Genomic DNA, 23,480 nt, shown 5'->3' on the forward strand with positions numbered 1-23,480 from the left:
GAGCCGCGCGGTCAGGGCGGGCAGCGGCTCGTCGGGCTCGAGCCGCAGGTGGATGATCCCGTCGGGGAACTGACCGAGCTCGGCCACACGGACCGGTATCGGTTCGGTCCCGGCTGCGATGTCCGCGATCACGGCCAGGTCGGCGGCCGACGGCTCCCGGGCGAAGGGGGCCAGAGTCGTGACGTGCGCGTGGCCGAAGCGGGGGTCGGTCGAGACGAACCCGGCGTCGTGGTCGCGGGTGCGCTCGCGGACCCCGTCCTCCAGCGGAGGGACAGGCAGCTGGAGGACGCTGTGGCCGGTCGACGAGGTCACGGCCCCGAGCCTGCCCCAGCCGCCGTCAGTCCTCCGGGAGGGCGGCGAAGTCCGCCTTCATCTGCTTGTACCAGCCCAGGCTCTTGCGGGGGTGGCGCCAACGGGACTTCATGTCATCACGGGCGGGCTGGTGCGCGGTGTCGCCTGCCTTCTCCGCCTCCTTGAGGTGCTGGTCCTGGGCGTTGATGACGTCGTCGGCGCTCTCGCCGCGGTGCGCGAGGTCGCAGGGGCCGCCGAGCTGGCGGCAGGTCATGGTCTTCATCGGGATGTCCTCTCGGTGGTGTCGTGTACTGCTTTGACGAATCTCGGGTGCCGGATGTGACCGCGGCGGGTCACCCCCTTCGCGCACCATCGCGGCGACGGACGACGCGGGCGAGCACGGACTCCTCCGCGCGGAAGGTGATGCCGGTGACCAGTCCGCCCTCGATGGTGAAGTCGAAGACGACCTGGGCCTCGCCCCGGTGGAACCACGCGGACCCCGGGCGATCGCCGATGAGGACCGGCAGGGCGGCGTGCGCACTGCCGTTGAAGAACTCGGCCACCTGTTGCCGGCCGACGATCCGCTCCGGAGTGCCCGCGGCGATCGCCGCTGCGTCGGCGCCGACCCCGGCGTCGGGGGCGAGGAGCTGCAGCAGGGAGGTGAAGTCGCCCTCCCGGGCCGCGGCCATGAAGGCGTCGACGACCTCCCAGTCGGCGAGCTGGTCGTCGGGAGCCGGTTGGCGCACCTTGGCCCGGGCGCGTGAGGCGAGCTTGCGGGCGGCGGCCGGGGTCGTGTCGAGGATCGCGGCGATCGTCGAGAACTCGAAGCCGAAGCTGTCGTGCAGGACGAAGGCGACCCGTTCGCCCGGCGTGAGGCGGTCGATGACGGCCTGGAGGGCGACACCGACGGTGTCGGCGAGGGCGATGTCGTCCGCGACGTCCGGGGCACTCTCGACGGGCTCGATCTCGCTGTGGGGCACCGGGGTCCGTGACGTGAGGCGGTCGAGGCAGAGGCGGGTCGTGACCGTGGTCAGCCACGCCGGGAGCGACTCGATCGAGGTGTCGGTGCGGTGGAGGCGCAGCCAGGCCTGCTGGACGATGTCCTCGGCCTCGGACGGGTCGCCGAGGATCCGGCCGGCCAACGCGGTGAGGCGTGGGCGCTCGGCCTCGAAGGCCGGGGTGTGGTCCTGCTCGTGGCGGTGTGCCTGGTCCATGGGTTCCCTTCCCTCCGGTGTGTCACCGGGATGACGAGCCGGACGTCACAAGTGTGACGCCCGCGGCCGGGGGCCACTGCTTAGGCTGTGCCCATGAGCACGCCCTCCGCGCCCGACTCCCCCGCGACCACCGACCCCGCCGAGACGCCCGCTCCGTACGGCAGCGGTGCGGCCGCCCCGGCGGCGCCGCCCAAGCGGGTGCGCATCCCCCACCTGCAGGCGATGAAGGAGCGCGGCGAGCGCTGGGCCATGCTCACCGCCTACGACATGTATGCCGCGCAGGTCTTCGACGGGGCGGGCATCCCCGTCCTGCTCGTCGGCGACTCCGCGGGCAACAACGTCTACGGGCACGAGACGACCGTCCCGGTGACGCTCGAGGAGATGATCCCGCTGACCCGGGCCGTGGCCGGCGCGGCGACGAGCGCCCTCGTCGTGGCGGACCTCCCCTTCGGCACCTACCAGGCCTCGCCGGAGCAGGGCTACCTCTCCGCCGCCCGGCTCATGAAGGAGGGGCTGGCGCATGCGGTCAAGCTCGAGGGCGGGGCCGAGATGGCCCCGACGATCGAGCGGATGACGAAGGGGGGCATCCCCGTCATGGCGCACATCGGCTTCACCCCGCAGAGCGAGCACACGCTCGGCGGCTACCGCGTGCAGGGGCGTGGCGAGGCGGCCGAGGCCCTCCTCGCGGACGCCCGGGCCGTGCAGGAGGCGGGTGCCTTCGCCGTGGTCATGGAGATGGTCCCCGCACCGGCCGCCGCCGCGGTGACCCGCGAGCTGCGCATCCCGACCGTGGGCATCGGCGCCGGCCCCGACTGCGACGCGCAGGTCCTCGTCTGGCAGGACATGGCGGGCCTGCGCACCGGCAAGGCGCCGCGCTTCGTCAAGCGCTACGCCGACCTGTCGACGGTCCTCTCGGACGCGGCGCGCGCCTATGCCGCGGACGTGGCCTCGGGTGCCTTCCCCGCGGCCGAGCACTCCTTCGAGAGCTGACCATGACCTCCGCCGAGCTGCCCGAGATCCGCACCCGCTGGTCGGAGGTCTCCGGCGGCATCGACGCGGCGCACGCCTACCAGCGCCGGTTCGACGAGCTGGCGCGGCAGGGCGCCGACCTCGACGGGGAGGCCCGCTTCGTCCACGGGCTGCGTGAGGCGCCGGCCCGCATCCTCGACGCGGGGTGCGGCACCGGGCGGGTCGCCACCACGCTCACCCGCCTGGGCCACGACGTCGTCGGGGTCGACGCCGACGCGGCGATGATCGAGGTGGCCCGCGAGCGCGACGACGTCACCCGCTTCGTGCACGCCGACCTGGCGAGCCTGTCCCTGAGCGCGCAGACCTTCGACGTGGTCGTGCTCGCGGGCAACGTCGTCCCCTTCCTCGCCGACGGCACCCTCGTCGCGGTGCTGCGCCGACTGCGCGCACACCTGGCCGCCGACGGGCTGCTCGTGTGCGGCTGGGCGCTGCCGGGGCACCAGCCCGAGGGCGCGGCAGCGGTGAGCGCGGAGGAGTTCGAGCGGGCGGCCTTCGCCGCGGACCTGTCCCTCGCGACGCGCTACGCGTCCTGGGACGCGCAGCGCTGGCCCGGGGACGGCAGCTGGGCGCTCACCCTCCACCGTCCCCGCTGACCCACCCGTCAGGCGTCCGCGTCGCCGGTCTCCCACTCGCGCTCACGGCGCTCCTGCTCGTCCCACGCCTCGGTCTTCGCACGGGCGGTGGCCAGCGCGGCGGCCGCCTCGGCCTCGGTGTCGTAGGGACCCATGACGTCCGCGTTCTGCGAGCGGTTCTCGTCCGTCTCGACCTGGTTGGTCTCGATGTTGAACCAGTAGGCCATCGTCGTGCCGTCCTTCCTCGCGGAGCCGTCCTCCGCCGACCGGAGCGATCGGTTCACGCTCTCGTTGCCTAGACTCCACCGCATGCTCGTCCCCGCCGCAACCGTGACACCCGGTGTGGTCTCGCCCCGACGCGAGGTCCCGGGCCGGATCGCCCGTCCCGAGTACGTCGACCGGGCCGCTCCCGCCCCCTTCGTCGGCTCCGAGGTCAAGGACGCCGAGACCATCGAGCGGATGCGCCACGCCTCCCGCATCGCCGCCGGCGCGCTGGCCGCGGCCGGCGCGGCCGTCGCCCCCGGTGTCACGACGGACGAGGTGGACCGGGTGGGCCACGAGTACCTGCTCGACCACGACGCCTACCCCTCCACGCTCGGCTACCGGGGGTTCCCGAAGTCGCTGTGCACCTCGGTCAACGAGGTCGTCTGCCACGGCATCCCCGACAGCCGACGGCTCAAGGAAGGTGACCTGGTCAACATCGACATCACCGCCTTCGTCTGCGGCGTGCACGGCGACACCAACGCGACCTTCTTCGCCGGCGATCCGGACGAGGAGTCGCGGCTGCTCGTCGAGCGGACCCACGAGGCGATGATGCGCGGCATCAAGGCCGCCCTCCCCGGGCGCCGGATCAACATCATCGGTCGCGTCATCGAGAAGTACGCGGCCCGCTTCGGCTACGGGGTCGTGCGCGACTACACGGGTCACGGGATCGGGACCAGCTTCCACTCCGGGCTGGTCGTCCCCCACTACGACGCCGCCCCCGCCCACGACACCCTGATCGAGCCGGGCATGACCTTCACCATCGAGCCGATGCTCAACCTGGGCACCCCGGAGTGGGACCTCTGGGACGACGGGTGGACCGTGGTGACCAAGGACCTGCGCCGGTCCGCCCAGTTCGAGCACACGATCCTCATCACCGAGGACGGCAACGAGATCCTCACCGTCAGCTGAAGGGCACGCACATGAGCAAGAAGTACGACGCGCTCGGCATCGACATCGGGGGCTCCGGCATCAAGGGCGCCCCGGTCGACCTGACCAAGGGCGCCTTCGCCGAGGACCGGCTGCGCATCGCCACCCCCGAGCGCTCCACGCCCGAGGCGGTGTGCGACGTCGTCGAGCAGGTCGTCGACCACTTCGACGTCAAGAAGGGAGTGCCGGTCGGCATCACGGTGCCGGCCGCCGTCACCCACGGCGTGGTGCGCACCGCGGCCAACATCGACAGCGCGTGGATCGGGACCGACGCGGCGGCCCTCTTCGCCGACCGACTGGGTCGTGAGGTGCACGTCGTCAACGACGCGGACGCCGCAGGAGTGGCGGAGCGGTACTACGGCGCGGCCAAGGGCCACGACGGTGTCGTGGTGCTCACCACGCTGGGTACGGGCATCGGGACCGCGCTCCTCGTCGACGGGCACCTCGTGCCCAACACCGAGCTCGGGCACCTCGAGATCGACGGCCACGACGCGGAGACCCGGGCGGCGGACTCCGCGCGCGAACGTGAGGGCCTGGGCGTCGAGGAGTGGGCCCAGCGCCTGCAGACGTACTACTCCCGGCTCGAGGCACTGCTGTGGCCGGACCTCTTCGTCGTCGGGGGCGGGGTGAGCAAGCGGGCCTCGGAGTTCCTCCCGCTCCTCGACCTGCGCACCGAGATCGTCCCCGCCCGGCTGAAGAACAAGGCCGGCATCATCGGCGCCGCGCGGCTCGCCGCCAAGGGCAACTGACGAGGAGTGCCGACGGCGCGCTCCCAGCGCGGGGCGGGACGGATGCGGCAGGGTGGGGCCATGACGACTTCGGCGGGGCCGGTGGCGGAGGGCGACGAGCGTCGGCTGCGCCTGCCCGACGCCGTCGGCACGGGGCTGGCCTCGAGCATCGGTGCAGGGCTCTTCGTCGCCCTGGGGCCGGCCGCCGCCTCTGCGGGTGACCACCTCGTCCTCGGAGTCGTGCTGGCGGGCCTCGTCACGGCCCTGAGCGCCCACTCCGCGATGCGCCTGGCGGGATCCGGCCGGGGCCCCCTGGGCACCCACGCCCACGTGCGCGATCGACTCGGTCTGCCCTGGGGCCACCTCGCCGGCTGGGCGCGGGCGGTCGCGACCATCTCCGCCTGTGCCGCCCTCGCCCTGACCGTGGGCCTGCACATCCTGCCCGGCTGGACCAAGATCATCGGGGTGGTCGCGGTGCTCGCGGTCCTCGGCCTGCGCCTGCAGGGCATCGAACGCTCCGCCGGCGCCGAGCGGGTCATCGCGCTCCTCGTCGTCCTCGTCACCCTCACCTTCGTCACCGTGCTGCTCAGCACGCCGCCCGTGCTCACGGATGCGCCCGGGGACCCGGAGGGCGCCGGACGTCCCATCGGGGTCGTGACGGCGGCCGGTTTCGTCGTCTTCGCCCTCACCGGCCACCTGCGCCTGATCAACCTGCGCGAGCGACTCGACGAGCCGGCCCGCACGCTGCCCCGCGCGCTGACGATCTCGCTCGTCGTCGTCATCGGCCTGCACGTGCTCCTGGCGCTGGCCCTGACCCGCACCCTGGGCGCCGGATGGGTCGCCGCTCGCCAGGCCCCGCTGGCGGAGGCCGCAGAGATCTCGGCGTGGCCGTGGCTGGGCCCGGTGCTGCGGATCGCTGCCGTCCTCGCCGCTGGCGGGGTGCTCATGTCGCTGCTCCTCGCAGCTGCCACGCAGGTCTCGGCGATGGCCCGTGACCGGCACCTGCCCACGTGGCTGGCCGTGCGCGAGGGTCCTTCCCTCGTCCCCCGCCGCGCCCTCGTGGTCGTCGGGGTCCTCACCGTCGCGTCGCTCGTGCTCGTCGACGTCCGACAGGCCATGGCCTTCGCCGCCGCGTGCGTGCTCGTCCACCTCGCCCTGGTGCACGCCAGCGTGTGGACGCTCGACGCAGGCTGGACCCGACGTGTGGTCCCGGGGCTCGGTGTCCTCACCTGCCTGGTCGTGGCGTCGCTCCTGCCGTGGCCGAGCCTGCTCGCTGCGGTCCTCGTGCTGCTCCTCGGCGCGGTCATCGGCTGGGTGCGGCACACGACGCGCGAGTGAGACTGCACGTCGCCCCCTGACGGGGGGGTGGGATGAGTCGGCCTGTAAGCCGGGTTCTGTCCCCCGGCGCCGTTGCCGGCGCCGGGGTGACGGCCATCCATCTCGGGTCGCCGTTGCCGACGACCTCCAGCGTCCTACCCGTGTGCTCGGGCGGGCCGCCCTCAGACGCACACTGTCTGGACTTGCTCCGGGTGGGGTTTACCGAGCCGATCCGGTCACCCGGATCGCTGGTGGTCTCTTACACCACCGTTTCACCCTCACCGCGACCACCGAGGTGGCCGAGGCGGTCTGCTTTCTGTGGCACTGTCCCGCGGGTCGCCCCGGGTGGCTGTTGGCCACCACCTTGCCCTGTGGAGCCCGGACTTTCCTCGACACCGCCGAGGCGGTGACGCAGCCGTCCGGCCGACTCATCCGCAGGGCAGTCTAATGGGGCGGGCGGCCCCCTTCGCCCCCGTCGGCTCGCGACCCGGTCAGCCGAACAAGCCCAGGCCCTCCGCGATGAGCACGAGACCGAAGAGGGCGAAGGCCGCGGCAGCCCCGTAGGTGATGACCTTTTCCGGCAGCTTGCGGCCGAGGAGCGCGCCCACGGCGATGGCCAGGGCGTCCGCGGCGACCATGCCGATGGTCGAGCCGATCCACGTGCCGAACCAGTCCTCACGCACCGCGAGGGTGATCGTCGCGAGCATCGTCTTGTCCCCGAGCTCGGCGAGGAAGAAGGCCAGGCCGACGGCCGGCAACGCCGAGCCAGTGGCCTTGCGCGCCTTCTGCGCCTCCTCCTCGGTGAGCTCGTCACCGCGCAGGGTCCACAGCGCGAAGCCGAGGAATGCGATACCGGCCGCGATGGCGATCGGCCCCTGGTACCGCTCGAAGCTCGACCCGATGAAGTACCCGATGCCCACGGATGCGAGGTGCACCAAGGCCGTCGCGGCGGTGATGCCGATGATGACGTCACGCGCGCGGTAGCGGGTGGCGAAGGTCATCGCCATGAGCTGGCTCTTGTCGCCGAGCTCGGCGACGAAGATGACGACGGTGCTGAGCACCAGCGCTGACCACATAGAAGAACTCCTCGTCCAGCCCGGACGAGGAGCCGTGTCGCGACGAGCCTCGACCGGGATCGTCGTATGACAAACCGGTCGAAAGTCTCGTCCGCCAGCAGTGCTGGCCCGGAGCGCCGGGACCGGGGCCGAAACCGAGGTCCAGTGTGTCGACGCACCTGTTGGGGACTACTCCCTTTCGCTGCCGGTCACCCTACCCCACGACGAAGGGGGTCCCTCACACGATCTCGAAGTCGACCCTGCCCTCGGCCGGGTCGACGCCCGTGAGGCGCACGGTGACCTCGGCGCCGAGCTGGGCCTCCCCCTTCGCCCGGGCCAGGACGGGTGGGTCGAGCAGGTGCACCTCCAGTCCGCCACGGTCGTCCCCGCCCTCGGGGACGTCGATGACGACGGCCGCGAACTCCTGCCCCACCCGGTCGGCCAGGGTCGCCGCCTCGACGGCGTCGGTGGTCGCGCGCTCCACCCCGCCGGCGCGCCGGTCGGAGGTCTCCATGAGCTCGGGCAGCTGCGGCAGCGCCTCGCGCACCCAGTCGGGCACCTCCTCGCCAGCGCTCACGGCGGCGCACAGCGCCAGGCCGAAGCGGTCGACGAGCCGGCGCAGCGGCGCGGTGACGTGGGCGTACGGCGCCGCGATCGCCGCCTGCTCGACCACCTCCGGCGGCTGCCCGTCGAAGGCGGTGTACCCGGCCCCGCGGAAGAGGATCGTCGACTCGTGGATGAGCGCGAGGTGCTTGGGGTCGGTGCCGTCGAGCGAGCGCAGGAAGGTGCCGTGGTCGGTCCCCTCGGCCCACTCCACCCCGAGCGCCGTGGCGACCCGACGCAGCTGGGTGATCGCCTGCTCCTCGGGGTCGGGCATGGTGCGCAGGATGCCGACCCCTGCCTCGAGCATCATCTCCGCGGCGACCATGCCGGTCAGCAGGGAGATCTGCGCGTTCCAGTCCTCGGCGGGCACGAGCGGACGCAGGTGCAGCCGGAAGCCGCCCTCGACCTCCTCGACCTGCTGGTCGGGCATCGGCAGGGACGCGCCACCGCGCTCCTGCTCGAGCGCGATGCGCAGCTCGCCGATCTCCTTGAGCAGCACGAGCCGCTCGTCGTGGGTGCCCGCGTCGACGTCGGCCTGCACGGCCGTGTACTCCAGCCGGTCGACGCTGCGCACGAGCGCCGGGTGCACCTCGGCGGACGTGTGCGCCCCACGCGCGTCCAGCCGGATGTCCCACACGTACGCCGGACGCGTCTCGTCCGGCAGCAGGCTGGCGGCACCCTCGCTGAGGACCGGCGGGTGCAGCGGCGTGCGCTCGTCGGGGGCATAGATCGTCTGGCCGCGCCGGCGGGCCTCGGCATCGATGGCCCCGCCCGGCTCGACGAAGGACTCGAGGTGGGCGATGGCATACCGCACGCGGTACCCGTCACCGTCACGCTCGAGCAGCATGGCCTGGTCGAGGTCCATCGACCCCGGCGGGTCGATGGTGAGGAAGGGCAGGTCGCTCAGGTCCTGCTCCGGCCGGGACAGCGGGGTGGCCGCCACCCGCTCCGCCTCCGCGATGACGTCCGCCGGGAACTCGCCCGGCACCTCCAGCTCGGCGCGGATCGCGTCGAAGCGCTCGGTGAGCCCGGCCGCGGCGACGACGTCACCGGCCTCCGGGTCGGTGGGGCGAAGGGTGACGGTGCGCTTCGGAGCCATGCCCGACACCCTAGATGCCCTGACGTATCGTCTGGGCGTGCTCGTGCTGCTGCCGCCCTCGGAGTCCAAGACCGGTCGTTCCCGCGGGAAGGCCCTGGACCTCCCTTCGCTCTCGTACCCGGCACTCACCGACCACCGGCAGCGCGTCCTCGACGCCCTCGCCGCGACCAGCGTCCGAAGCGACGCCCACGAGGTGCTCGGGGTCAGCCCCAACCTCGTCGAGGAGGTCGCCCGCAACACCCGCCTCACGACGGCTCCCGCTCCCCCGGCCGCCGAGGTCTACTCCGGGGTCCTCTACGACGCCCTCGACCTGGGCGACCTCACCCCGGGCCAGCGGCGCAGGGCCAACACGTGGCTCGTCGTCGTGTCGGCACTCTTCGGCGCCGTGCACCCGGGCGACCGCATCCCGCCGTACCGCCTGTCGATGGCCGTGAACCTCCCCGGCGTCGGCCCGCTCGCCGGCCACTGGCGCGACGCCCTCGACACCGAGCTCACGGCCGCCGCGGGCACCGGCCTGGTCGTCGACTGCCGCTCGAGCACCTATGTCGCGGCGTGGACCCCGCGCGGTGACCTCACGCAGCGCTGGGTGCAGGTGCGCGTCCCCGGCGCGACCCACATGGCCAAGCACACCCGCGGGCTCGTCGCCCGCCACCTGCTCGGCGTCGACCGGGAGCCACGCACCCCCGCCGCCCTCGCGCGGGCGCTCGAGCCCGCCTTCGACGTCACCCTCCACGAGCCCTCCGGCCGTGGTCGCCCCTGGGTCATCGACACGACGGTGCGGTGACCGCGGCCCGCGTCAGCCGAGCGCGCGGGTCAGGTCGGCCACCAGGTCCTCGGCCGCCTCGAGCCCGACGGAGATCCGCAGCGTCGCGTCGGTGATGCCGATGGCCGCGCGGGCCTCCTCCCCCATGCGCCGGTGGGTCGTCGTCGCGGGGTGGGTGATGAGCGACTTGGAGTCGCCGAGGTTGTTGGAGATGTCGATGATGCGCAGCGCGTTCATCACCGCGAAGGCCTCGGCCTTGCCGCCGACGACGTCGAAGGTGACGACCGTGCCCCCACCACTCATCTGCGCCCGGGCCAGCTCGTGCTGCGGGTGGTCGGGCAGCCACGGGTGGATCACCCTCCCGACGCCCGGGTGCTCCTGCAGCGCGCGCGCCACGACGAGGGAGGACTCGGCCATCCGCCGCACCCGCAGGTCCATCGTCTCCAAGCCCTTGAGCAGGACCCAGGCGTTGAAGGGCGACAGCGACGGGCCGGTGTGCCGGATGAGGTTCTTCACCGGACCGTCGATGTACTCCTGCGGCCCGAGGATCGCGCCGCCGAGAACCCGTCCCTGCCCGTCGATGTGCTTGGTCGCCGAGTAGACGACGATGTCGGCGCCATGCTCGAGCGGGCGGGAGAAGACGGGCGTGCCGAAGACGTTGTCGACGACGACCTGGGCGCCGGCCGCGTGCGCGAGCTCGCTCACCGCGGCGATGTCGACGAGCTCCTGCATGGGGTTGCTCGGCGTCTCGAAGAAGACGGCGGCCGTCGGCTCGGACAGGGCCTCGCGCCACTGGTCGAGGTCGGGACCGTCGACGAGGACGGTCTCCACACCCCACCGGGGCAGGATCTCGTCGACGATGACGAAGCAGCTGCCGAAGAGACCACGTGAGGAGACGAGGCGGTCCCCCTTCGACACCAGTGCCGCGAGGGCGGTGAAGACCGCCGACATGCCCGAGGCGGTCGCGTAGGCGGCCTCCGCCCCCTCGAGCAGCCGCAGCCGCTCCTCGAACATGGCCACGGTCGGGTTGCCGTAGCGCGAGTAGATGAACTTGTCGACCTCGTCGGTGAAGGCGGCCTCGGCCTCCTCGGCGCTGCCGTAGACGAATCCGGAGGTCAGGTACAGGCCCTCGGCCGTCTCGTCGAATGTCGAGCGCGCCTGCCCACCGCGCACGGCGAGCGTCTGTGGTGACAGTCCCTCGGGGTCGAGCTGGGGCGTCGGGTTGCCGGGGCCGAAGGGGGTCCCGCTCACCCCTGCCTCCACGGCAGGTCGGCCTGCTTCCAGCCGTTGACGGCGCGGTGGCCGTGCTCGTCGAGGTCGCCCTCGAAGCCCTCGGAGATGTTGATCGCCTGCGTGTACCCGGCGGCCGTCGCCGCGGCGGTCGCCGCTGAGGAGCGCGCGCCCGAGCGGCACAGGAAGAGCGTCGGCGCATCCTCCGTGGGAAGGGCGGCGCGCAGCTGCTCGAGGAAGTGGGGGTTGGGCGTGCCGTCGGGGAAGGTCGTCCACTCGATGGCGACGACCTGCTTGCCGAGCGAGGTGATGTCGGGCAGCCCGACGAAGGACCACTCGGCCTGCGTGCGCACGTCGACGAGGACAGCGGCCGGGTCGCTCTCGAGGCGCTCCCAGGCCTGCCGGGGGGTGAGGTCTGCGTGCTGGGTCATGAGGGTCAGGATAAATTCCGCGGACGAGTGCCCGGTGCACGGGTCACGACCCGAGACCGTGCGCGCGGCGCTGGGGCCGTCAGTGCCCGAGCGACATCCCCCGGGTCACGAGCCACGCGGTGGCGAGGAAGCGGGCCAGGCACCCGATGGTCGTGACGGTGAGGAAGAGCAGCGTGTTGACCTGCTTGACGCCGGCGGCGACCGTCACGACGGCCAGCGGCGGGAAGCCGATGCCCGACGAGGCCAGCATGACGAGTGGGCCCAACCGCGGCCGGTCGAGCACGTTGATCATCGCCCGGCTCCACCGTGACAGGCGCTCTCCGACGGGACCCTTGGGACGACGTCGCTCCTGCGCGTCCCGCGCCTCCTTGACCGCCCTGCGGCGGGCGTACACCTCGGCTCCCTTCTCTGCCGCGATGAAGTGGGTCATCTTGCCGACGACGAGGCCACCGGTCATCGCGCAGACGTGGACCACCCACGCGTCCGGAAAGATGACGGGCGCCGCGAGCGCGTAGATCTCGGCGTTGAGCGGTGGGAAGTAGGCCGAGAGCAGGCCGAAGAGGACGGCCCCGATCAGACCGGTGGCGATGAGCCAGTCAGGCACGTTGGTGATGGTCAGAACCCCTCAGGTGCGATTGGTGAAGGCGACGACTGCGTGGCCGTCGGGCCAAGCCTCCAGTGCGGTCAGCGACCCCGGCGAACCGGCCAGACGCCACATCCGCTCGAAGGGCAGGCCGAGGACGTGGGCGAGCACGACGAGGATCGGCTTGCGGTGGCAGGTGACGACGACCGTGCCCCCGCGGGCGACGACGCGCTCCCACGCCGCGGTCACCCGCTCGGCCATCTCGTCGTGCGTCTCCCCACCGGGGCGGGCGTAGGTCCGGTCGGCGCGCAGTGCGGTGAAGTCCTCGCGCGCATCCCGCAGCAGGTCGCTGACGGCGGCACCGTCCCAGTCGCCGAAGGACTGCTCGTCCCAGTCGGGGTCGACCTCGGGGTCCACACCGAGCCGGTCGGCGATCACGCCCCCGGTCTCCCGCGCCCGCCGCAGGTCCGAGGTGATGACCGTCGTCGGGGTCTCGCCGACGAGCTCCGCGACCAGCGTCGCGGCCTGCTCGGCCTGCCGGCGCCCCGCGTCGGTCAGGCCGGGGTCGGCCCCGCCGCGCCCGTCGAGACGCGCCTGCTCGGTGAACTCGGTGACGCCGTGCCGGACGAGGACGACCCGGGTCGGCTCGCCGCGGCCGGACCGGGGTCGCACCGGCTCCTGCTCGCCGTCCCGCGAGGGCGTGAGGTCGTCGCGGGCCTGCTCGCTGCCGTGCCAGTCCTCGACATGCTCGCCGTCCATGCCACGGTTGGACAGGGCGTCGGCGTCGCCGTTGTCGGCCCGCGGCACCCAGGTGAACTCGACCGAGCCGCCGGCCGTCGTGATCTCGGCGACGAGGTCGCGCCCCTGCAGCGCGAGCTCGCGCATGTCGGGGTGCTTGATCTTCCACCGGCCCGCCATCTGCTCGACGACGAGCTTGGAGTCCATGGCGACGACGATCCGGGCATCGGCGGCGATGGTGCGCGCTGCGGCCAGACCCGCGAGCATGCCGCGGTACTCCGCGACGTTGTTGCTCGCGGTGCCGAGCGGCGCCGCCAGCTCGACGAGGAGGTCACCGCTCGCGGCGTCGCGCACGAGCGCGCCGTAACCAGCGACACCGGGGTTGCCCCGCGAGCCGCCGTCGGCCTCGACGCGCAGCGTGCGCGTCATCAGTCGGCTGCGTGGGTGCGTACGAGGATGCGCGCGCACTCCTCGCAGCGCACCACCTCGTCGCTCGCGGCCTTGTCGATGGCCGCGAGGTCGACGGGGTTGAGCTCCAGGCGGCAGCCGCCGCACCGACCGTGCTTGAGCTCCGCGGCGGCGAGGCCACCGGAGCCCTCGCGGATGCGCTCGTAGAGCGCGACGAGGGGGGCGTCGATGGCGTCGACGATCGCCTGCCGCGGCCCGGCGACCTCGACCCGCTCGGCGTCGAGCTCGGCGACGGCGGCGTCCCGCTCCCGGGCGAGGCGGTCGACCTCGGCCTGCACCTCGTCCCGCTGGGCGGTGAGCTCGCCCAGCCGCGCCTCGGCGCTCTCCTGTCGCTCCATGACCTCGATCTCGACGTCCTCGAGCTCGGCCTGGCGCCGGGCGAGCGACTCCAGCTCGTGCTGGAGGGCCTGCAGGTCCTTGGCCGTGCCCTGCCCGGACTCGAGCCGGGAGGTGTTGCGGGCGGTACGGTCGCGCACCTGCTGCACGTCGGCCTCGGCCCGGTCGACCTCGCGGCGGATGTCGGACAGGCCGGTCTCGACGCGCACGACGTCGTCGCTCACCTGCTGCAGGCGCTCCTGCGCCTCACGGGTGGCCGCGATCTGCGGCACCCGGGTGCGGGCGTGGTCGATCTGCTGCAGGCGGGTGTCCAGCGCCTGCAGGTCCAGCAGACGTGCCTGGACGAAGGGGTCGGCCTTCACTGCGGGTCTCCTCGGTCAGGGGCTGCGCCGACGGTGAAGCTCCACGGGTCGGTGCAGATGGTGCTCACGTGGGTCTCCAAGCCAACCACGTCGTACCCGGAGGCCGCGAGGGACCCGCGCAGCCGCTCGAGCATCTCCTCCAGCCAGAGCGACTCGGTGGCCCAGTGACCGGCATCGACGAGGAAGGGGGTCCCACCCCGTCCCGTGGCGTCCTCACGGGCCTCGAGGGCCGGGTGGTGGCGCAGGTCGGAGGTCACGTAGACGTCGGCACCCGCCGCCGCGGCGGCGTCGATGAGCCCGTCGCCGGCGCCTCCGAGCAGCGCCACCCGACGCACGGTGCCGTCGGCCGGACCCGACACCCGGATCCCCGCGGGGGCCGAAGGGAGCGCCTGCGCCAGCCGCGTGGCGAAGTCCGCGAGGGAGACCGGTGCGTCGAGGTCACCGACGCGGCCCATGGGCCGCCCCTCCTCGATCGTCAGGGGCTCCGTCGCGGCGAGGCCGCAGGCCGCCGCCAGTGCGGTGTTGACGCCGGGCTCGGCGACGTCGGCATTGGTGTGGGCGACGTAGAGCGCGACGTCACCGACGACCAAGGAGGTGACGGCCGCCCCCTTCGCGCTCGTCGTGGCGACCGAGTGCACCCCGCGCAGCAGGAGGGGGTGGTGGGTGATGAGCAGGTCGGCGCCGGCGGCGCGGGCCTCCTCGATGACCGCGAGGGTCGGGTCGACGGCGGCATGGATGCGCCGCACCGGTTGCTCCGGGTCGCCGGTGACGAGCCCGACGCGGTCCCAGGACTGGGCGCTGTCCCCGGGGAAGGTCTCTTCGAGGACGGCGAGCACGTCCCGCAGCCGGATGGAGGTCATGTGGGCCCGGCCGGTCTCGAACCGACGACACCCGCGGTGTAAACGCGGTGCTCTACCAACTGAGCTACAGGCCCCGGCGCGCGCGGCGCCGCGGTCATTGTGTCAGCCCGCGACGCCCCCGCCGACAGGCGCGCTCAGACGCGGCGGGCGTCCTCGATGAGGTTGATCTCGTAGAGGACCAGGTCGAGGGCATCGGCGGCGCTGATCGGCGAGAAGCGCTGCGGCGTGCTCTCGGTGACCGTGCTGACGAGCGGGCTGAGCACGGTCCACGGGGTCGGGTGGGCGAACTGGACCACGGAGTAGCGGTCGCCCTCCTGGCCGGGAGCCGCGACGACGCGGTGGATGCCCGGCTCGATGACGCCGTTGGTGACGACCTCGAGCATGAGCCCGGTGTTGATGATGGCGCCACCCTCGGGGGCGATGGCGTCGATCCACTCGCCCGAGTCCTTCAGGCGCACCTGCAGCCCGGCCGCGGTGGCGCGCGGCAGCGCGGTGATGAGGTTGATGTCGGCGTGCTCGGCGGCCCACACGTGCGGAGCCTCGGGCGCTGACTCCATCGCCGGGTAGTGGATCGCCCGGGAGAGGGTGGGGCCGTCGACGAGCATCTTCTCGAAGTAGTCGGGGTGCGCACCGACGCCGGTGGCGATGATCCGCAGGACGCGTCGCTGCAGGTCGGCGACCGCCTCGTGGAAGGTCGTCAGGGTCTCGGCGATCCCCGGCACGGCCGACTCGGGCAGCACGGGGTCGTGGTAGCGGTGCGGGTAGCGGGTGCGCAGGGGGTGGCCGGCCGGGATGGAGGGCCCCCAGTTGAGCATCTCCTTCCAGTCCGCGACGTCGGCGGTCGCCGCGGTCTCGACGAGCAGACCGGTGTAGCCGGTCTGGCCGTGGGTGCCGGGGGCGACGAAGCTCTCCTTGACCTCGCGCTCGGCGGTGAAGAACTCCTCGAGCATCCCGTAGGCGGTGTCGATGAGGTCCTCGGACAGGTCGTGCCTGACGTAGACGAAGCCGGTCTCGAGCGAGGTCATCAGCCCGTCGACGACGGCCCGTGCGCGCTCACCGTCCCCGGACTCGAAGGCCAGCAGGTCCACCTCGAGGATGTCGTCGCTCATGGGGCAGGAGGCTACCTCCCGAGGAGACCCTCAGGCACGCGTGAGCCCGGCGAGCGCCTCCTCGTGGCCGGTGAGGTCGCGCGCCTGCCCGGACGGGTTGACGAGCGTCCACGCGATGCGCCCGTCGGGGGCCACGAGGAAGGTGCCGCGCATTGCTTTGCCCGCGGTCTCGTCGAGCACGCCGTAGTCGCTCGCGACCTGCCCGTGCGGCCAGAAGTCGGACAGCAGCGGGAAGAAGTAGCCCTCCTGGTCGGCCCACGCGCGCAGGCTGAACATCGGGTCGCACGAGATCGCGAAGGTCGTCAGTGCCTCCGACTCGAAGCGGCCGAGGTCGTCGCGGATCTCCCCGAGCTCACCGGTGCAGATGCCGGAGAAGGCGAAGGGGTAGAAGACGAGCAGCACGGCCCGATCGCGCAGCGCCTCGGACAGGGAGACGTCGCGGCCGTTCTGGTCGCGGAGGGTGAAGTCGGGGGCGGTCTGCCCGACCTGCAGTGGCTGCCGGCTCATCCCGGCAGTGTGCCAGCCACGGCACGAAGGGGGTCAGGCGACACCCTTGCGCGCGGCGAGCCGGGTGGCCACCCAGTGCTCCGAGCACATGACGTTGCCGGAGGTGTGCAGCCCGGCGGTCGTCGCGGCCTCGTCGACCTCGGACGGGTCGACCTCCTCGGGCTGGCCGGGGCGCGGGGTGAGCAGCACGATCGAGGACCCCTCGGCGAGGGTGCCGAGCGTGTCGACGAGCGCGTCCGTCAGGTCACCGTCGCCGTCACGCCACCACAGGATCACCGCGTCGACGACGCCGGTGTAGTCCTCGTCCTCGATCGGGTCGCCGACGACCGCTTCGATGGCCTCGCGCAGGGCCTCGTCGACGTCGTCGTCCCAGCCGTACTCCTGGACGATCTGCTCCTTGGCGAAGCCCAACTTGGCCACGGCGTCACGGGCGAGATCCTCGCCCTGCCCCGTCGACTGCCCCGTCACGACCGTGGTCCCTTCTGCTGCTCGCTGATCATTCATCGGTCACAGTCCACCGTGTCCGGCCCCGGGACGCAAGCAGGAGCGTCCGGCTCGCCGCGTCGTGAGCGGGCCGCCCGCTCCTCCGTGCGGCTCCGCAGGAGCTCGGCACCGGACCGGTCCAGATGGCTCACGCGGGGCGCCACGGGCCCGACGGTGCTCACCAGGTGGACGCTCGCCAGGTCCACCCGCCGGGAGATCGGGCCCTGCGAGACGGTGATGGACTGGATGCGGCCGTACGGGACGACCTGGAGGGTGTGGTCGAGCCACCCCGAGCGGGTGAGCACGGCCCGCTGCCCCGCGAGGTAACCGATGCGGCGATGGGCGAAGGGGTGCAACCACCGCGCACGGGACGGCTGGCCGACGAACCCGCTCGGCGTGCCGGTGACCAGCGAGCGCACCTCGTCGGTCGTCGTGGCGTCGCCCGTGACCACCTCGAGCAGCTGCAGCACCTCGGCCGTCGTGGCGACGGGCACGAGCTCGCTGTCGGAGGCCCCCTCGCTCGCCGACCCGAGGTCGGCGCCGGCGACATTGACCTTGAGCGACCACCATCCGGGACGGCGCCACAGCCACGGCTGCTCGATCTGCACGGCCTGCACCCGGTGGAGCGGCACCGACGAGGTCCGGGTGTCGGTGAGCCCGCGTCGGCTGGTGAGGGTCGAACCGCGCAGGCCGAGGGTCAGTCCCCACCACCGGGTGAGGCGCAGGAGGGCGCGGCCTCCTGCGACGAGGACGACCGGAGCGAAGCCGCCGACCGCGGGCCCCAGCCCGACGAGCGCGAGGACCACGGCGACGACGAGGGCGACGGCGAGGAAGATCGCCTCGCCACTCAGCAGAACCGAGGCGACGACGCGCTCCGGGGGCACGGTGAGCAGGCGGCGCTCGGCGGCGACCGCGGTGGTTGCACCGGGCTGCGGAGGCGCTGCGAGGCCCTCGACGGGCTGGTCCCCTGCGGCCGCCCCGAGGGCCTGGTCCCCTGCGCCGGCCTCGTGGGCGAGGCCGAGCAGCTGCTCGCGCACGGACTCGGCGTGCGCGGCGCGCAGGTAGGCGATCGACAGGTGCGAGTCACCGCCGCCGGCGGACTCGACACGGACCTCGGACAGGCCGGTGAACCGCGCGAGGAGGGGCCGGACGATGTCGACGGCCTGGATCCGGTCGTAGCGCACCTGGCGGTGCTGGCGGAAGAGCACGCCGGTGCGCATCTCGATGCTGTCGTCACCGAGGCGGTAGCGGGTGAACCACCACGAGACGAGGCCCAGGACGATCGCACCGAGGACGACTGCGGCCACGACCGCGGCCTGCACGAAGATCGGACCGGCCACCCCGCGCCCGCCGTCGTCGTCGAGTCCACCGATGGCGCCGGCGATCCGGTCGACCTGCTGGCTCACGATGTAGCCGAGGACACCGAGGACGACGATCCCGCCCCGGATGAAGGGCGAGATCGGGTGGACCCGGACGAAGTCCTCGTCGGTCACAGGCCGGCTCGCTGGGCCTCGCCACGGGCGGCCAGTCGCACCCGCAGCTCCTCCGCCACGTCGGCCGGCAGCCCCGGGATGTCACCGCTGCTCGCCGGCGAGGCCGTGTTGACGGCGATGTCGGCCAGGCCGAGGCGACGCTTGTACGGCCCGGACGTGAGGTCGACGTACTGGATCCGCCCGTAGGGCACCGTGATGAGTCGACGCCAGATCCGTCCCTTGCGGATCGCGAGCTCCTCGGGCAGCTCGGCCCAGCTGATCGTCCGCACCTGGACGCCGATGAGCCACATGAGCCAGATCCACAGGAGCAGCAGGACCACCGAGCCGATGGCCAGCCACGACCACAGCACGACGGCCATGAAGGCGGACGCGACGGCGAGCGGCAGGAGCACCGCCGTCGCGCTCACCCGGCGGACGGTGGCCAGGGCGGGCGAGACCGGGTGCCACGGCACCCCGTCGTCACCGCGCAGACGCAGCACCATCGGGCCCGGCGCTGGGGCGGGCGAAGGGGGTGTCGTCGGCTGCTCGTCCACGGGACCATCTCACCAGACCGGGTCCGTAGGGTGGGTGGCGTGGTCGGTCTGAGGAGGGTGCCGCGATGGGACGGATGACCCAGCGCCTGAAGGTGCATCGCATCGGGGACCGCTCGGTCTCGCGGATCGAGTCGGTGGCGGTCGAGGAGCCCCTCGAGATCCGGGTGGCGGCACTGCCCGACCGCGGCGTGCCCGCGGGGGGCAACCCCCTTCGTCCTGCGTCGACGACGGTCACGACGACGATGCGCCTGCCCGGCGACGACTTCGACCTCGCCCTCGGCCACCTCGTGGCGGAGGGCCTCATCGGGGGCGGTGACGACGTCGCGACGATGATGCACTGCACCGACACCGGACCCGACGGCTCGCCGACCTTCAACGTCGTCGAGGTGACCCTCGCCGCCGGGGTGGCCCTGCGGCGCCCGATCACCGAGCGCACCGAGGTCGCGACGAGCGCCTGCGGGGTCTGCGGCTCGACCTCGGTCGACGACCTGATCGCCGCCCTGCCCCACTCCCCCGCCGATGACGAGGCGGCCTTCGGGCTCGAGGCGATCCACGCCGGCATGGCCGCGATGCGCTCGCGGCAGCGGGTCTTCGAGGCGACGGGTGGGGTCCACGCGGCAGCGCTGCTCGCCCCGGACGGCGAGGTGCTCGTCGTGCGCGAGGACATCGGTCGGCACAACGCGGTCGACAAGGTCATCGGCTGGGCCGCGCGCGAGGGACGGCTGCCGCTGCGTGGGCACGCCCTGCTCGTCTCCTCCCGCGCAGGCTTCGAGATCGCGCAGAAGGCAGCGGTCGCCGGCGCCCCCGTGCTCGCCTGCGTCTCGGCCGCGACATCACTGGCCGTCGAGGTGGCCGAGCGCAGTGGGGTGACCCTGCTGGGCTTCGTCCGCGACCCGCGCGCCACGGTCTACGCCCACCCCGGACGCATCTCGGGAACCGACCCCGGTTTGTGACGCCCACCACGAGCGGGGATAGTAGGTGTGTCCGTCGTCACCTCTGGCGGACCGGTCTTTTTGAAAGGACGACGAACGTGCCCGGCTCAGCGGATCACCTCAGCGACGGCCCCATCCTCAACGGCATCCCCACCCACCTGCCGGACATCGATGCGGAGGAGACCGCCGAGTGGTTGGACTCCATCGATGCCCTCATCGACGAGTCGGGCCGCGACCGGGCCCGCTACGTGATGCTGCGCCTGCTCGAGCGCGCCCGGATGAAGAACGTCGGCGTCCCGTCGCTGACGACCACCGACTACGTCAACACCATCGCCCCGGTCGACGAGCCGTGGTACCCCGGTGACGAGGAGGTCGAGCGCCGCTACCGCGCCTGGATCCGGTGGAATGCCGCGATCCAGGTCCACCGCGCGCAGCGCCCCGGGGTCGGCGTCGGCGGCCACATCTCCTCCTACGCCTCTGCGGCAACCCTCTACGAGGTGGGCTTCAACCACTTCTGGCGCGGCAAGGACCACCCCGGCGGCGGCGACCAGATCTTCTTCCAGGGCCACGCCTCCCCCGGCATGTACGCGCGGGCCTTCCTCGAGGGGCGGCTCACGGAGGCCCAGATGGACGGCTTCCGACAGGAGGCCGAGCGCCTCGCGGAGGGCGGCGACATCGGGATGCCGTCGTACCCGCACCCGCGCCTCATGCCGGACTTCTGGGAGTTCCCCACGGTCTCGATGGGCATCGGCCCGATGAACGCCATCTACCAGGCGCAGTTCAACAAGTACCTGCACAACCGCGGCATCAAGGACACCTCGCAGCAGCGCGTGTGGGCCTTCCTCGGTGACGGCGAGATGGACGAGCCGGAGAGCCGGGGCCTACTGCAGACCGCGGCCTTCGAGGAGCTGGACAACCTCACCTTCGTCGTCAACTGCAACCTGCAGCGGCTCGACGGACCGGTGCGCGGCAACGGCAAGATCATCCAGGAGCTCGAGGCCTACTTCCGCGGCGCCGGGTGGAATGTCATCAAGGTCGTCTGGGGGCGCGGCTGGGACCCGCTGCTGGCCGCCGACCGCGACGGCGCCCTGGTCAACCTCATGAACCAGACGCCCGACGGTGACTACCAGACCTTCCGCGCCAACGACGGCGCGTATGTGCGCGACAACTTCTTCAACCGCGACCCGCGCACCCGCAAGCTCGTCGAGGACTGGTCCGACGCCGACGTGTGGTGGAAGCTCAAGCGCGGTGGCCACGACTACAACAAGGTCTACGCGGCCTACCGCGCGGCGACCGAGCACAGCGGCCAGCCGACCGTCATCCTCGCGAAGACGATCAAGGGCTACGGCCTGGGCACCCACTTCGCCGGGCGCAACGCGACCCACCAGATGAAGAAGCTGACGCTGGACGACCTCAAGGGCCTGCGCGACAGCCTGAAGATCCCGATCTCCGACGAGCAGCTGGAGAAGGACCCGTACCTGCCGCCGTACTACCACCCCGGCGAGGACGACGAGGCGATCGCCTACCTCAGGGAGCGGCGCAGCAAGCTCGGCGGGGGTCTGCCCGAGCGGCGCGTGAAGTACACGACCCCGCAGCTGCCCGGCGACGACAAGTACGCCCAGATGGCCAAGGGCTCGGGCAAGCAGGAGATCGCCACGACGATGGCGTGGGTGCGCCTGCTCAAGGACCTCATGCGGGAGAAGGGGTTCGGCGAGCGGATCGTCCCGATCATCCCGGACGAGGCGCGCACCTTCGGCATGGACTCGTTCTTCCCGAACAAGAAGATCTACAACCCCCACGGGCAGAACTACACCTCGGTCGACGCCGACCTCATGCTCGCCTACCGCGAGTCGGAGCAGGGCCAGATCGTGCACACGGGCATCAACGAGGCCGGCTCGGTCGCGGCCTTCACCGCGGCGGCGACGAGCTATGCCACGCACGGTGAGCCGATGGTCCCCGTCTACATCTTCTACTCGATGTTCGGCTTCCAGCGCACCGGTGACGGCATCTGGGCGGCCGCCGACCAGATGTCGCGCGGGTTCATGCTCGGCGCCACCGCCGGTCGCACGACGCTCACCGGTGAGGGGCTGCAGCACGCCGACGGCCACTCGCCGCTGCTCGCCGCGACCAACCCCGCGGTCGTCTCCTGGGACCCGGCCTACGGCTTCGAGATCGCGCACATCATGCGCAAGGGTCTGGAGACGATGTACGGCGGCGACGCCCCCCAGAGCGACCCCAGCCGCAATGTCATCTACTACCTGACGCTGTACAACGAGCCGATCGTCCAGCCCGCCCAGCCGGAGGACCTGGACGTCGACGGGCTGCTCCAGGGCATGTACCGCTACGCGGCCGGTGACGACTCGGGCCTGGGCGACACCCCGCCCCGCTGCCAGCTGCTCGCCAGTGGCGTCGGCATGCCGTGGGCGCTCGAGGCGCAGCAGCTCCTGCGCGACGACTGGGGCGTCGTCGCCGACGTGTGGTCGGTGACGAGCTGGACCGAGCTGCGCCGCGAGGCCATGTCCTGCGACGAGGACCGGTTCCTCTACCCGGAGGCCGAGCGCCGCACGCCGTACATCACCCGAGCCCTCGAGGGCTCGGTCGGGCCCGTCATCGCCGTCTCGGACTACATGAAGCAGGTCCAGGACCAGATCCGCCCGTGGGTGCCGGAGGAGTTCGCCTCACTCGGCACGGACGGCTTCGGGTTCTCCGACACCCGCGCCGCGGCCCGCCGCTACTTCCACGTCGACGGCCCGTCGATGGCGGTGCGCGCCCTGCAGATGCTCGCCGAGCGCGGGTGGGTGGCCTCGGACGTCCCGGGCAAGGCGGCCGAGAAGTACCGCCTGCTCGACGTCACCGCCGGCACCTCCGGCAACGCGGGCGGCGACGCCTGACCGACGCGAAGGGGGTGTCCGCACCGTGGCAGGATCACGGGGTGGACACCCCCTTCGTCATGTCCGTGAGCCGGGACGAGCTGCACCGCTTCAGCAAGGTGCCGTGCGACGCCATCGAGCTCGTGGAGGGGCTCGGCGTGCGGGGTGACGCGCACGCGGGCACCCTCGTGCAGCACCGCTCACGGGTGCGGCGCGATCCCAACCAGCCCAACCTGCGCCAGGTGCACCTCATCCAAGGCGCGCTCCTCGACGAGGCGCGCGCGGCCGGTCACGACATCGGCCCCGGGTCGCTCGGGGAGAACATCCTCACCGCCGGCCTCGACCTGCTCGGTCTGCCCGTGGGGACCCGGCTGCACATCGGTGACGCCACCGTGCGTCTCACGGGGCTGCGCAACCCCTGCCGCCAGATCGACGAGCACTCCCGCGGCCTGCTCAAGGTCGTCGTCCGCCGAGCCGATGGCGTCCCCTCGGACTCCGACGTCGAGCTCGGGCCGACCGGCGGCGTGCAGAGCGTCGACGGCGTGGGCATCGTCCGGCGGGCCGGCGTGATGGCGGTCGTCGAGCGCAGCGGCACGGTCCGCACCCGCGACGAGATCACCGTCGAGCTGCCCGAGCAGCCACACACCCCGCTCGCCCCCGTCTGACCTCCCCGCCCGCACCAC

The 23,480-nt window shown here is 72.5% G+C and carries 26 protein-coding genes, 1 tRNA gene and 1 other RNA gene; 9 read left to right on the forward strand and 19 right to left on the reverse strand.

The window, feature by feature from the left end:
- From JAN01S_RS11365 to JAN01S_RS11375, 3 genes are all read right to left on the reverse strand, one after another.
- On the reverse strand, positions 1 to 312 hold a 312-nt coding region (locus tag JAN01S_RS11365; RefSeq protein WP_174522288.1), incomplete at its 3' end, for a 2'-5' RNA ligase family protein.
- A gap of 25 nt (positions 313 to 337) precedes the next feature.
- Complete coding sequence (locus tag JAN01S_RS11370) at positions 338 to 574, reverse strand: DUF1059 domain-containing protein (protein ID WP_068318248.1); 237 nt, start codon at positions 572 to 574, stop codon at positions 338 to 340.
- 70 nt (positions 575 to 644) lie between these two features.
- Positions 645 to 1,505, reverse strand: a complete 861-nt coding sequence (locus JAN01S_RS11375; RefSeq protein WP_068318252.1) for a sigma-70 family RNA polymerase sigma factor — start codon at positions 1,503 to 1,505, stop codon at positions 645 to 647.
- A gap of 93 nt (positions 1,506 to 1,598) precedes the next feature.
- Here JAN01S_RS11375 and panB point away from each other — a divergent pair, with 93 nt between their 5' ends.
- Both panB and JAN01S_RS11385 read left to right on the forward strand, forming a co-directional pair.
- Positions 1,599 to 2,495: a 3-methyl-2-oxobutanoate hydroxymethyltransferase gene (gene panB / locus JAN01S_RS11380; RefSeq protein ID WP_068318255.1), complete on the forward strand. Its 897-nt coding sequence runs from the start codon at positions 1,599 to 1,601 to the stop codon at positions 2,493 to 2,495.
- 2 nt (positions 2,496 to 2,497) lie between these two features.
- Positions 2,498 to 3,127, forward strand: a complete 630-nt coding sequence (locus JAN01S_RS11385) for a class I SAM-dependent methyltransferase (protein WP_084360191.1) — start codon at positions 2,498 to 2,500, stop codon at positions 3,125 to 3,127.
- A gap of 8 nt (positions 3,128 to 3,135) precedes the next feature.
- On the opposite strand, the gene JAN01S_RS11390 is transcribed toward JAN01S_RS11385, so the two are convergent.
- Positions 3,136 to 3,390: a methionine aminopeptidase gene (locus tag JAN01S_RS11390; protein ID WP_306305664.1), complete on the reverse strand. Its 255-nt coding sequence runs from the start codon at positions 3,388 to 3,390 to the stop codon at positions 3,136 to 3,138.
- 25 nt (positions 3,391 to 3,415) lie between these two features.
- Between JAN01S_RS11390 and map the strand changes: the two genes are divergently transcribed.
- From map to JAN01S_RS11405, 3 genes are read left to right on the forward strand one after another with little or no spacing between them, the layout of a single operon-like run.
- Positions 3,416 to 4,279 carry a type I methionyl aminopeptidase gene (map, locus tag JAN01S_RS11395; protein ID WP_068318259.1) on the forward strand — a complete coding sequence of 288 codons (864 nt, stop codon included), beginning with the start codon at positions 3,416 to 3,418 and terminating at the stop codon, positions 4,277 to 4,279.
- Positions 4,280 to 4,290: 11 nt separating this feature from the next.
- The gene (ppgK, locus tag JAN01S_RS11400) at positions 4,291 to 5,046 is read left to right on the forward strand and encodes a polyphosphate--glucose phosphotransferase (protein ID WP_068318263.1); all 756 of its coding nucleotides are present in this window, start codon (positions 4,291 to 4,293) and stop codon (positions 5,044 to 5,046) included.
- Between the two features lie 60 nt (positions 5,047 to 5,106).
- Positions 5,107 to 6,363, forward strand: a complete 1,257-nt coding sequence (locus JAN01S_RS11405; protein ID WP_169797219.1) for an APC family permease — start codon at positions 5,107 to 5,109, stop codon at positions 6,361 to 6,363.
- 29 nt (positions 6,364 to 6,392) lie between these two features.
- On the opposite strand, the gene rnpB is transcribed toward JAN01S_RS11405, so the two are convergent.
- The 3 genes from rnpB to JAN01S_RS11420 all read right to left on the reverse strand — a co-directional run bounded on the left by rnpB (position 6,393) and on the right by JAN01S_RS11420 (position 9,099).
- Positions 6,393 to 6,773: RNase P RNA component class A (gene rnpB / locus JAN01S_RS11410), an RNA gene on the reverse strand.
- A 60-nt stretch (positions 6,774 to 6,833) separates the two neighbouring features.
- Complete coding sequence (locus tag JAN01S_RS11415; RefSeq protein WP_068318271.1) at positions 6,834 to 7,418, reverse strand: TMEM165/GDT1 family protein; 585 nt, start codon at positions 7,416 to 7,418, stop codon at positions 6,834 to 6,836.
- Positions 7,419 to 7,635: 217 nt separating this feature from the next.
- The gene (locus JAN01S_RS11420; protein ID WP_068318274.1) at positions 7,636 to 9,099 is read right to left on the reverse strand and encodes an RNB domain-containing ribonuclease; all 1,464 of its coding nucleotides are present in this window, start codon (positions 9,097 to 9,099) and stop codon (positions 7,636 to 7,638) included.
- 37 nt (positions 9,100 to 9,136) lie between these two features.
- Between JAN01S_RS11420 and JAN01S_RS11425 the strand changes: the two genes are divergently transcribed.
- Positions 9,137 to 9,883 (forward strand): YaaA family protein, encoded by a 747-nt coding sequence (locus tag JAN01S_RS11425; RefSeq protein WP_157075712.1) that lies wholly within the window; start codon positions 9,137 to 9,139, stop codon positions 9,881 to 9,883.
- 12 nt (positions 9,884 to 9,895) lie between these two features.
- Here the strand turns inward: JAN01S_RS11425 and JAN01S_RS11430 are convergent, their stop codons facing one another.
- From JAN01S_RS11430 to JAN01S_RS11485, 12 genes are all read right to left on the reverse strand, one after another.
- Complete coding sequence (locus tag JAN01S_RS11430; RefSeq protein ID WP_174522289.1) at positions 9,896 to 11,113, reverse strand: O-succinylhomoserine sulfhydrylase; 1,218 nt, start codon at positions 11,111 to 11,113, stop codon at positions 9,896 to 9,898.
- On the reverse strand, positions 11,110 to 11,523 hold the full coding sequence (locus tag JAN01S_RS11435) for a rhodanese-like domain-containing protein (protein WP_068318277.1): 414 nt from the start codon (positions 11,521 to 11,523) through the stop codon (positions 11,110 to 11,112). Before JAN01S_RS11435 ends, JAN01S_RS11430 begins: the two co-directional genes overlap by 4 nt.
- A gap of 79 nt (positions 11,524 to 11,602) precedes the next feature.
- Positions 11,603 to 12,127: a YqaA family protein gene (locus JAN01S_RS11440; RefSeq protein ID WP_068318281.1), complete on the reverse strand. Its 525-nt coding sequence runs from the start codon at positions 12,125 to 12,127 to the stop codon at positions 11,603 to 11,605.
- A gap of 21 nt (positions 12,128 to 12,148) precedes the next feature.
- Positions 12,149 to 13,273: a bifunctional RNase H/acid phosphatase gene (locus JAN01S_RS11445; RefSeq protein ID WP_068318284.1), complete on the reverse strand. Its 1,125-nt coding sequence runs from the start codon at positions 13,271 to 13,273 to the stop codon at positions 12,149 to 12,151.
- Positions 13,273 to 14,010 (reverse strand): zinc ribbon domain-containing protein, encoded by a 738-nt coding sequence (locus JAN01S_RS11450; protein WP_068318287.1) that lies wholly within the window; start codon positions 14,008 to 14,010, stop codon positions 13,273 to 13,275. The genes JAN01S_RS11445 and JAN01S_RS11450 overlap by 1 nt, the downstream gene beginning before the upstream one ends.
- Positions 14,007 to 14,870 (reverse strand): Nif3-like dinuclear metal center hexameric protein, encoded by an 864-nt coding sequence (locus JAN01S_RS11455; protein ID WP_068318289.1) that lies wholly within the window; start codon positions 14,868 to 14,870, stop codon positions 14,007 to 14,009. Before JAN01S_RS11455 ends, JAN01S_RS11450 begins: the two co-directional genes overlap by 4 nt.
- A 1-nt stretch (position 14,871) precedes the next feature.
- A tRNA-Val gene (locus JAN01S_RS11460) sits at positions 14,872 to 14,944 on the reverse strand.
- 60 nt (positions 14,945 to 15,004) lie between these two features.
- Positions 15,005 to 15,979, reverse strand: a complete 975-nt coding sequence (locus JAN01S_RS11465) for an isopenicillin N synthase family dioxygenase (protein ID WP_068318291.1) — start codon at positions 15,977 to 15,979, stop codon at positions 15,005 to 15,007.
- A gap of 30 nt (positions 15,980 to 16,009) precedes the next feature.
- Entirely contained in the window at positions 16,010 to 16,486 is a 477-nt protein-coding gene (locus tag JAN01S_RS11470) for a peroxiredoxin (RefSeq protein WP_068318293.1), read from the reverse strand.
- Positions 16,487 to 16,519: 33 nt separating this feature from the next.
- The gene (locus JAN01S_RS11475; protein ID WP_244884828.1) at positions 16,520 to 16,990 is read right to left on the reverse strand and encodes a DUF3052 domain-containing protein; all 471 of its coding nucleotides are present in this window, start codon (positions 16,988 to 16,990) and stop codon (positions 16,520 to 16,522) included.
- Complete coding sequence (locus tag JAN01S_RS11480) at positions 16,987 to 18,462, reverse strand: PH domain-containing protein (protein WP_068318298.1); 1,476 nt, start codon at positions 18,460 to 18,462, stop codon at positions 16,987 to 16,989. The genes JAN01S_RS11475 and JAN01S_RS11480 overlap by 4 nt, the downstream gene beginning before the upstream one ends.
- Positions 18,459 to 18,995 carry a PH domain-containing protein gene (locus JAN01S_RS11485; RefSeq protein WP_244884829.1) on the reverse strand — a complete coding sequence of 179 codons (537 nt, stop codon included), beginning with the start codon at positions 18,993 to 18,995 and terminating at the stop codon, positions 18,459 to 18,461. The genes JAN01S_RS11480 and JAN01S_RS11485 overlap by 4 nt, the downstream gene beginning before the upstream one ends.
- 65 nt (positions 18,996 to 19,060) lie before the next feature.
- On the opposite strand from JAN01S_RS11485, the gene fdhD reads away from it, so the two are divergent.
- From fdhD to JAN01S_RS11500, 3 genes are all read left to right on the forward strand, one after another.
- Positions 19,061 to 19,948, forward strand: coding sequence for a formate dehydrogenase accessory sulfurtransferase FdhD (gene fdhD / locus JAN01S_RS11490; protein ID WP_068318303.1), 888 nt, complete (start codon positions 19,061 to 19,063; stop codon positions 19,946 to 19,948).
- Positions 19,949 to 20,025: 77 nt separating this feature from the next.
- On the forward strand, positions 20,026 to 22,818 hold the full coding sequence (gene aceE / locus JAN01S_RS11495; RefSeq protein ID WP_068318306.1) for a pyruvate dehydrogenase (acetyl-transferring), homodimeric type: 2,793 nt from the start codon (positions 20,026 to 20,028) through the stop codon (positions 22,816 to 22,818).
- Between the two features lie 41 nt (positions 22,819 to 22,859).
- On the forward strand, positions 22,860 to 23,462 hold the full coding sequence (locus tag JAN01S_RS11500) for an MOSC domain-containing protein (protein WP_244884830.1): 603 nt from the start codon (positions 22,860 to 22,862) through the stop codon (positions 23,460 to 23,462).
- Positions 23,463 to 23,480 lie beyond the last annotated feature (18 nt).

Origin of the sequence: Janibacter anophelis NBRC 107843 (assembly GCF_001570945.1) — a bacterium.
Lineage (GTDB): Bacteria > Actinomycetota > Actinomycetes > Actinomycetales > Dermatophilaceae > Janibacter > Janibacter anophelis.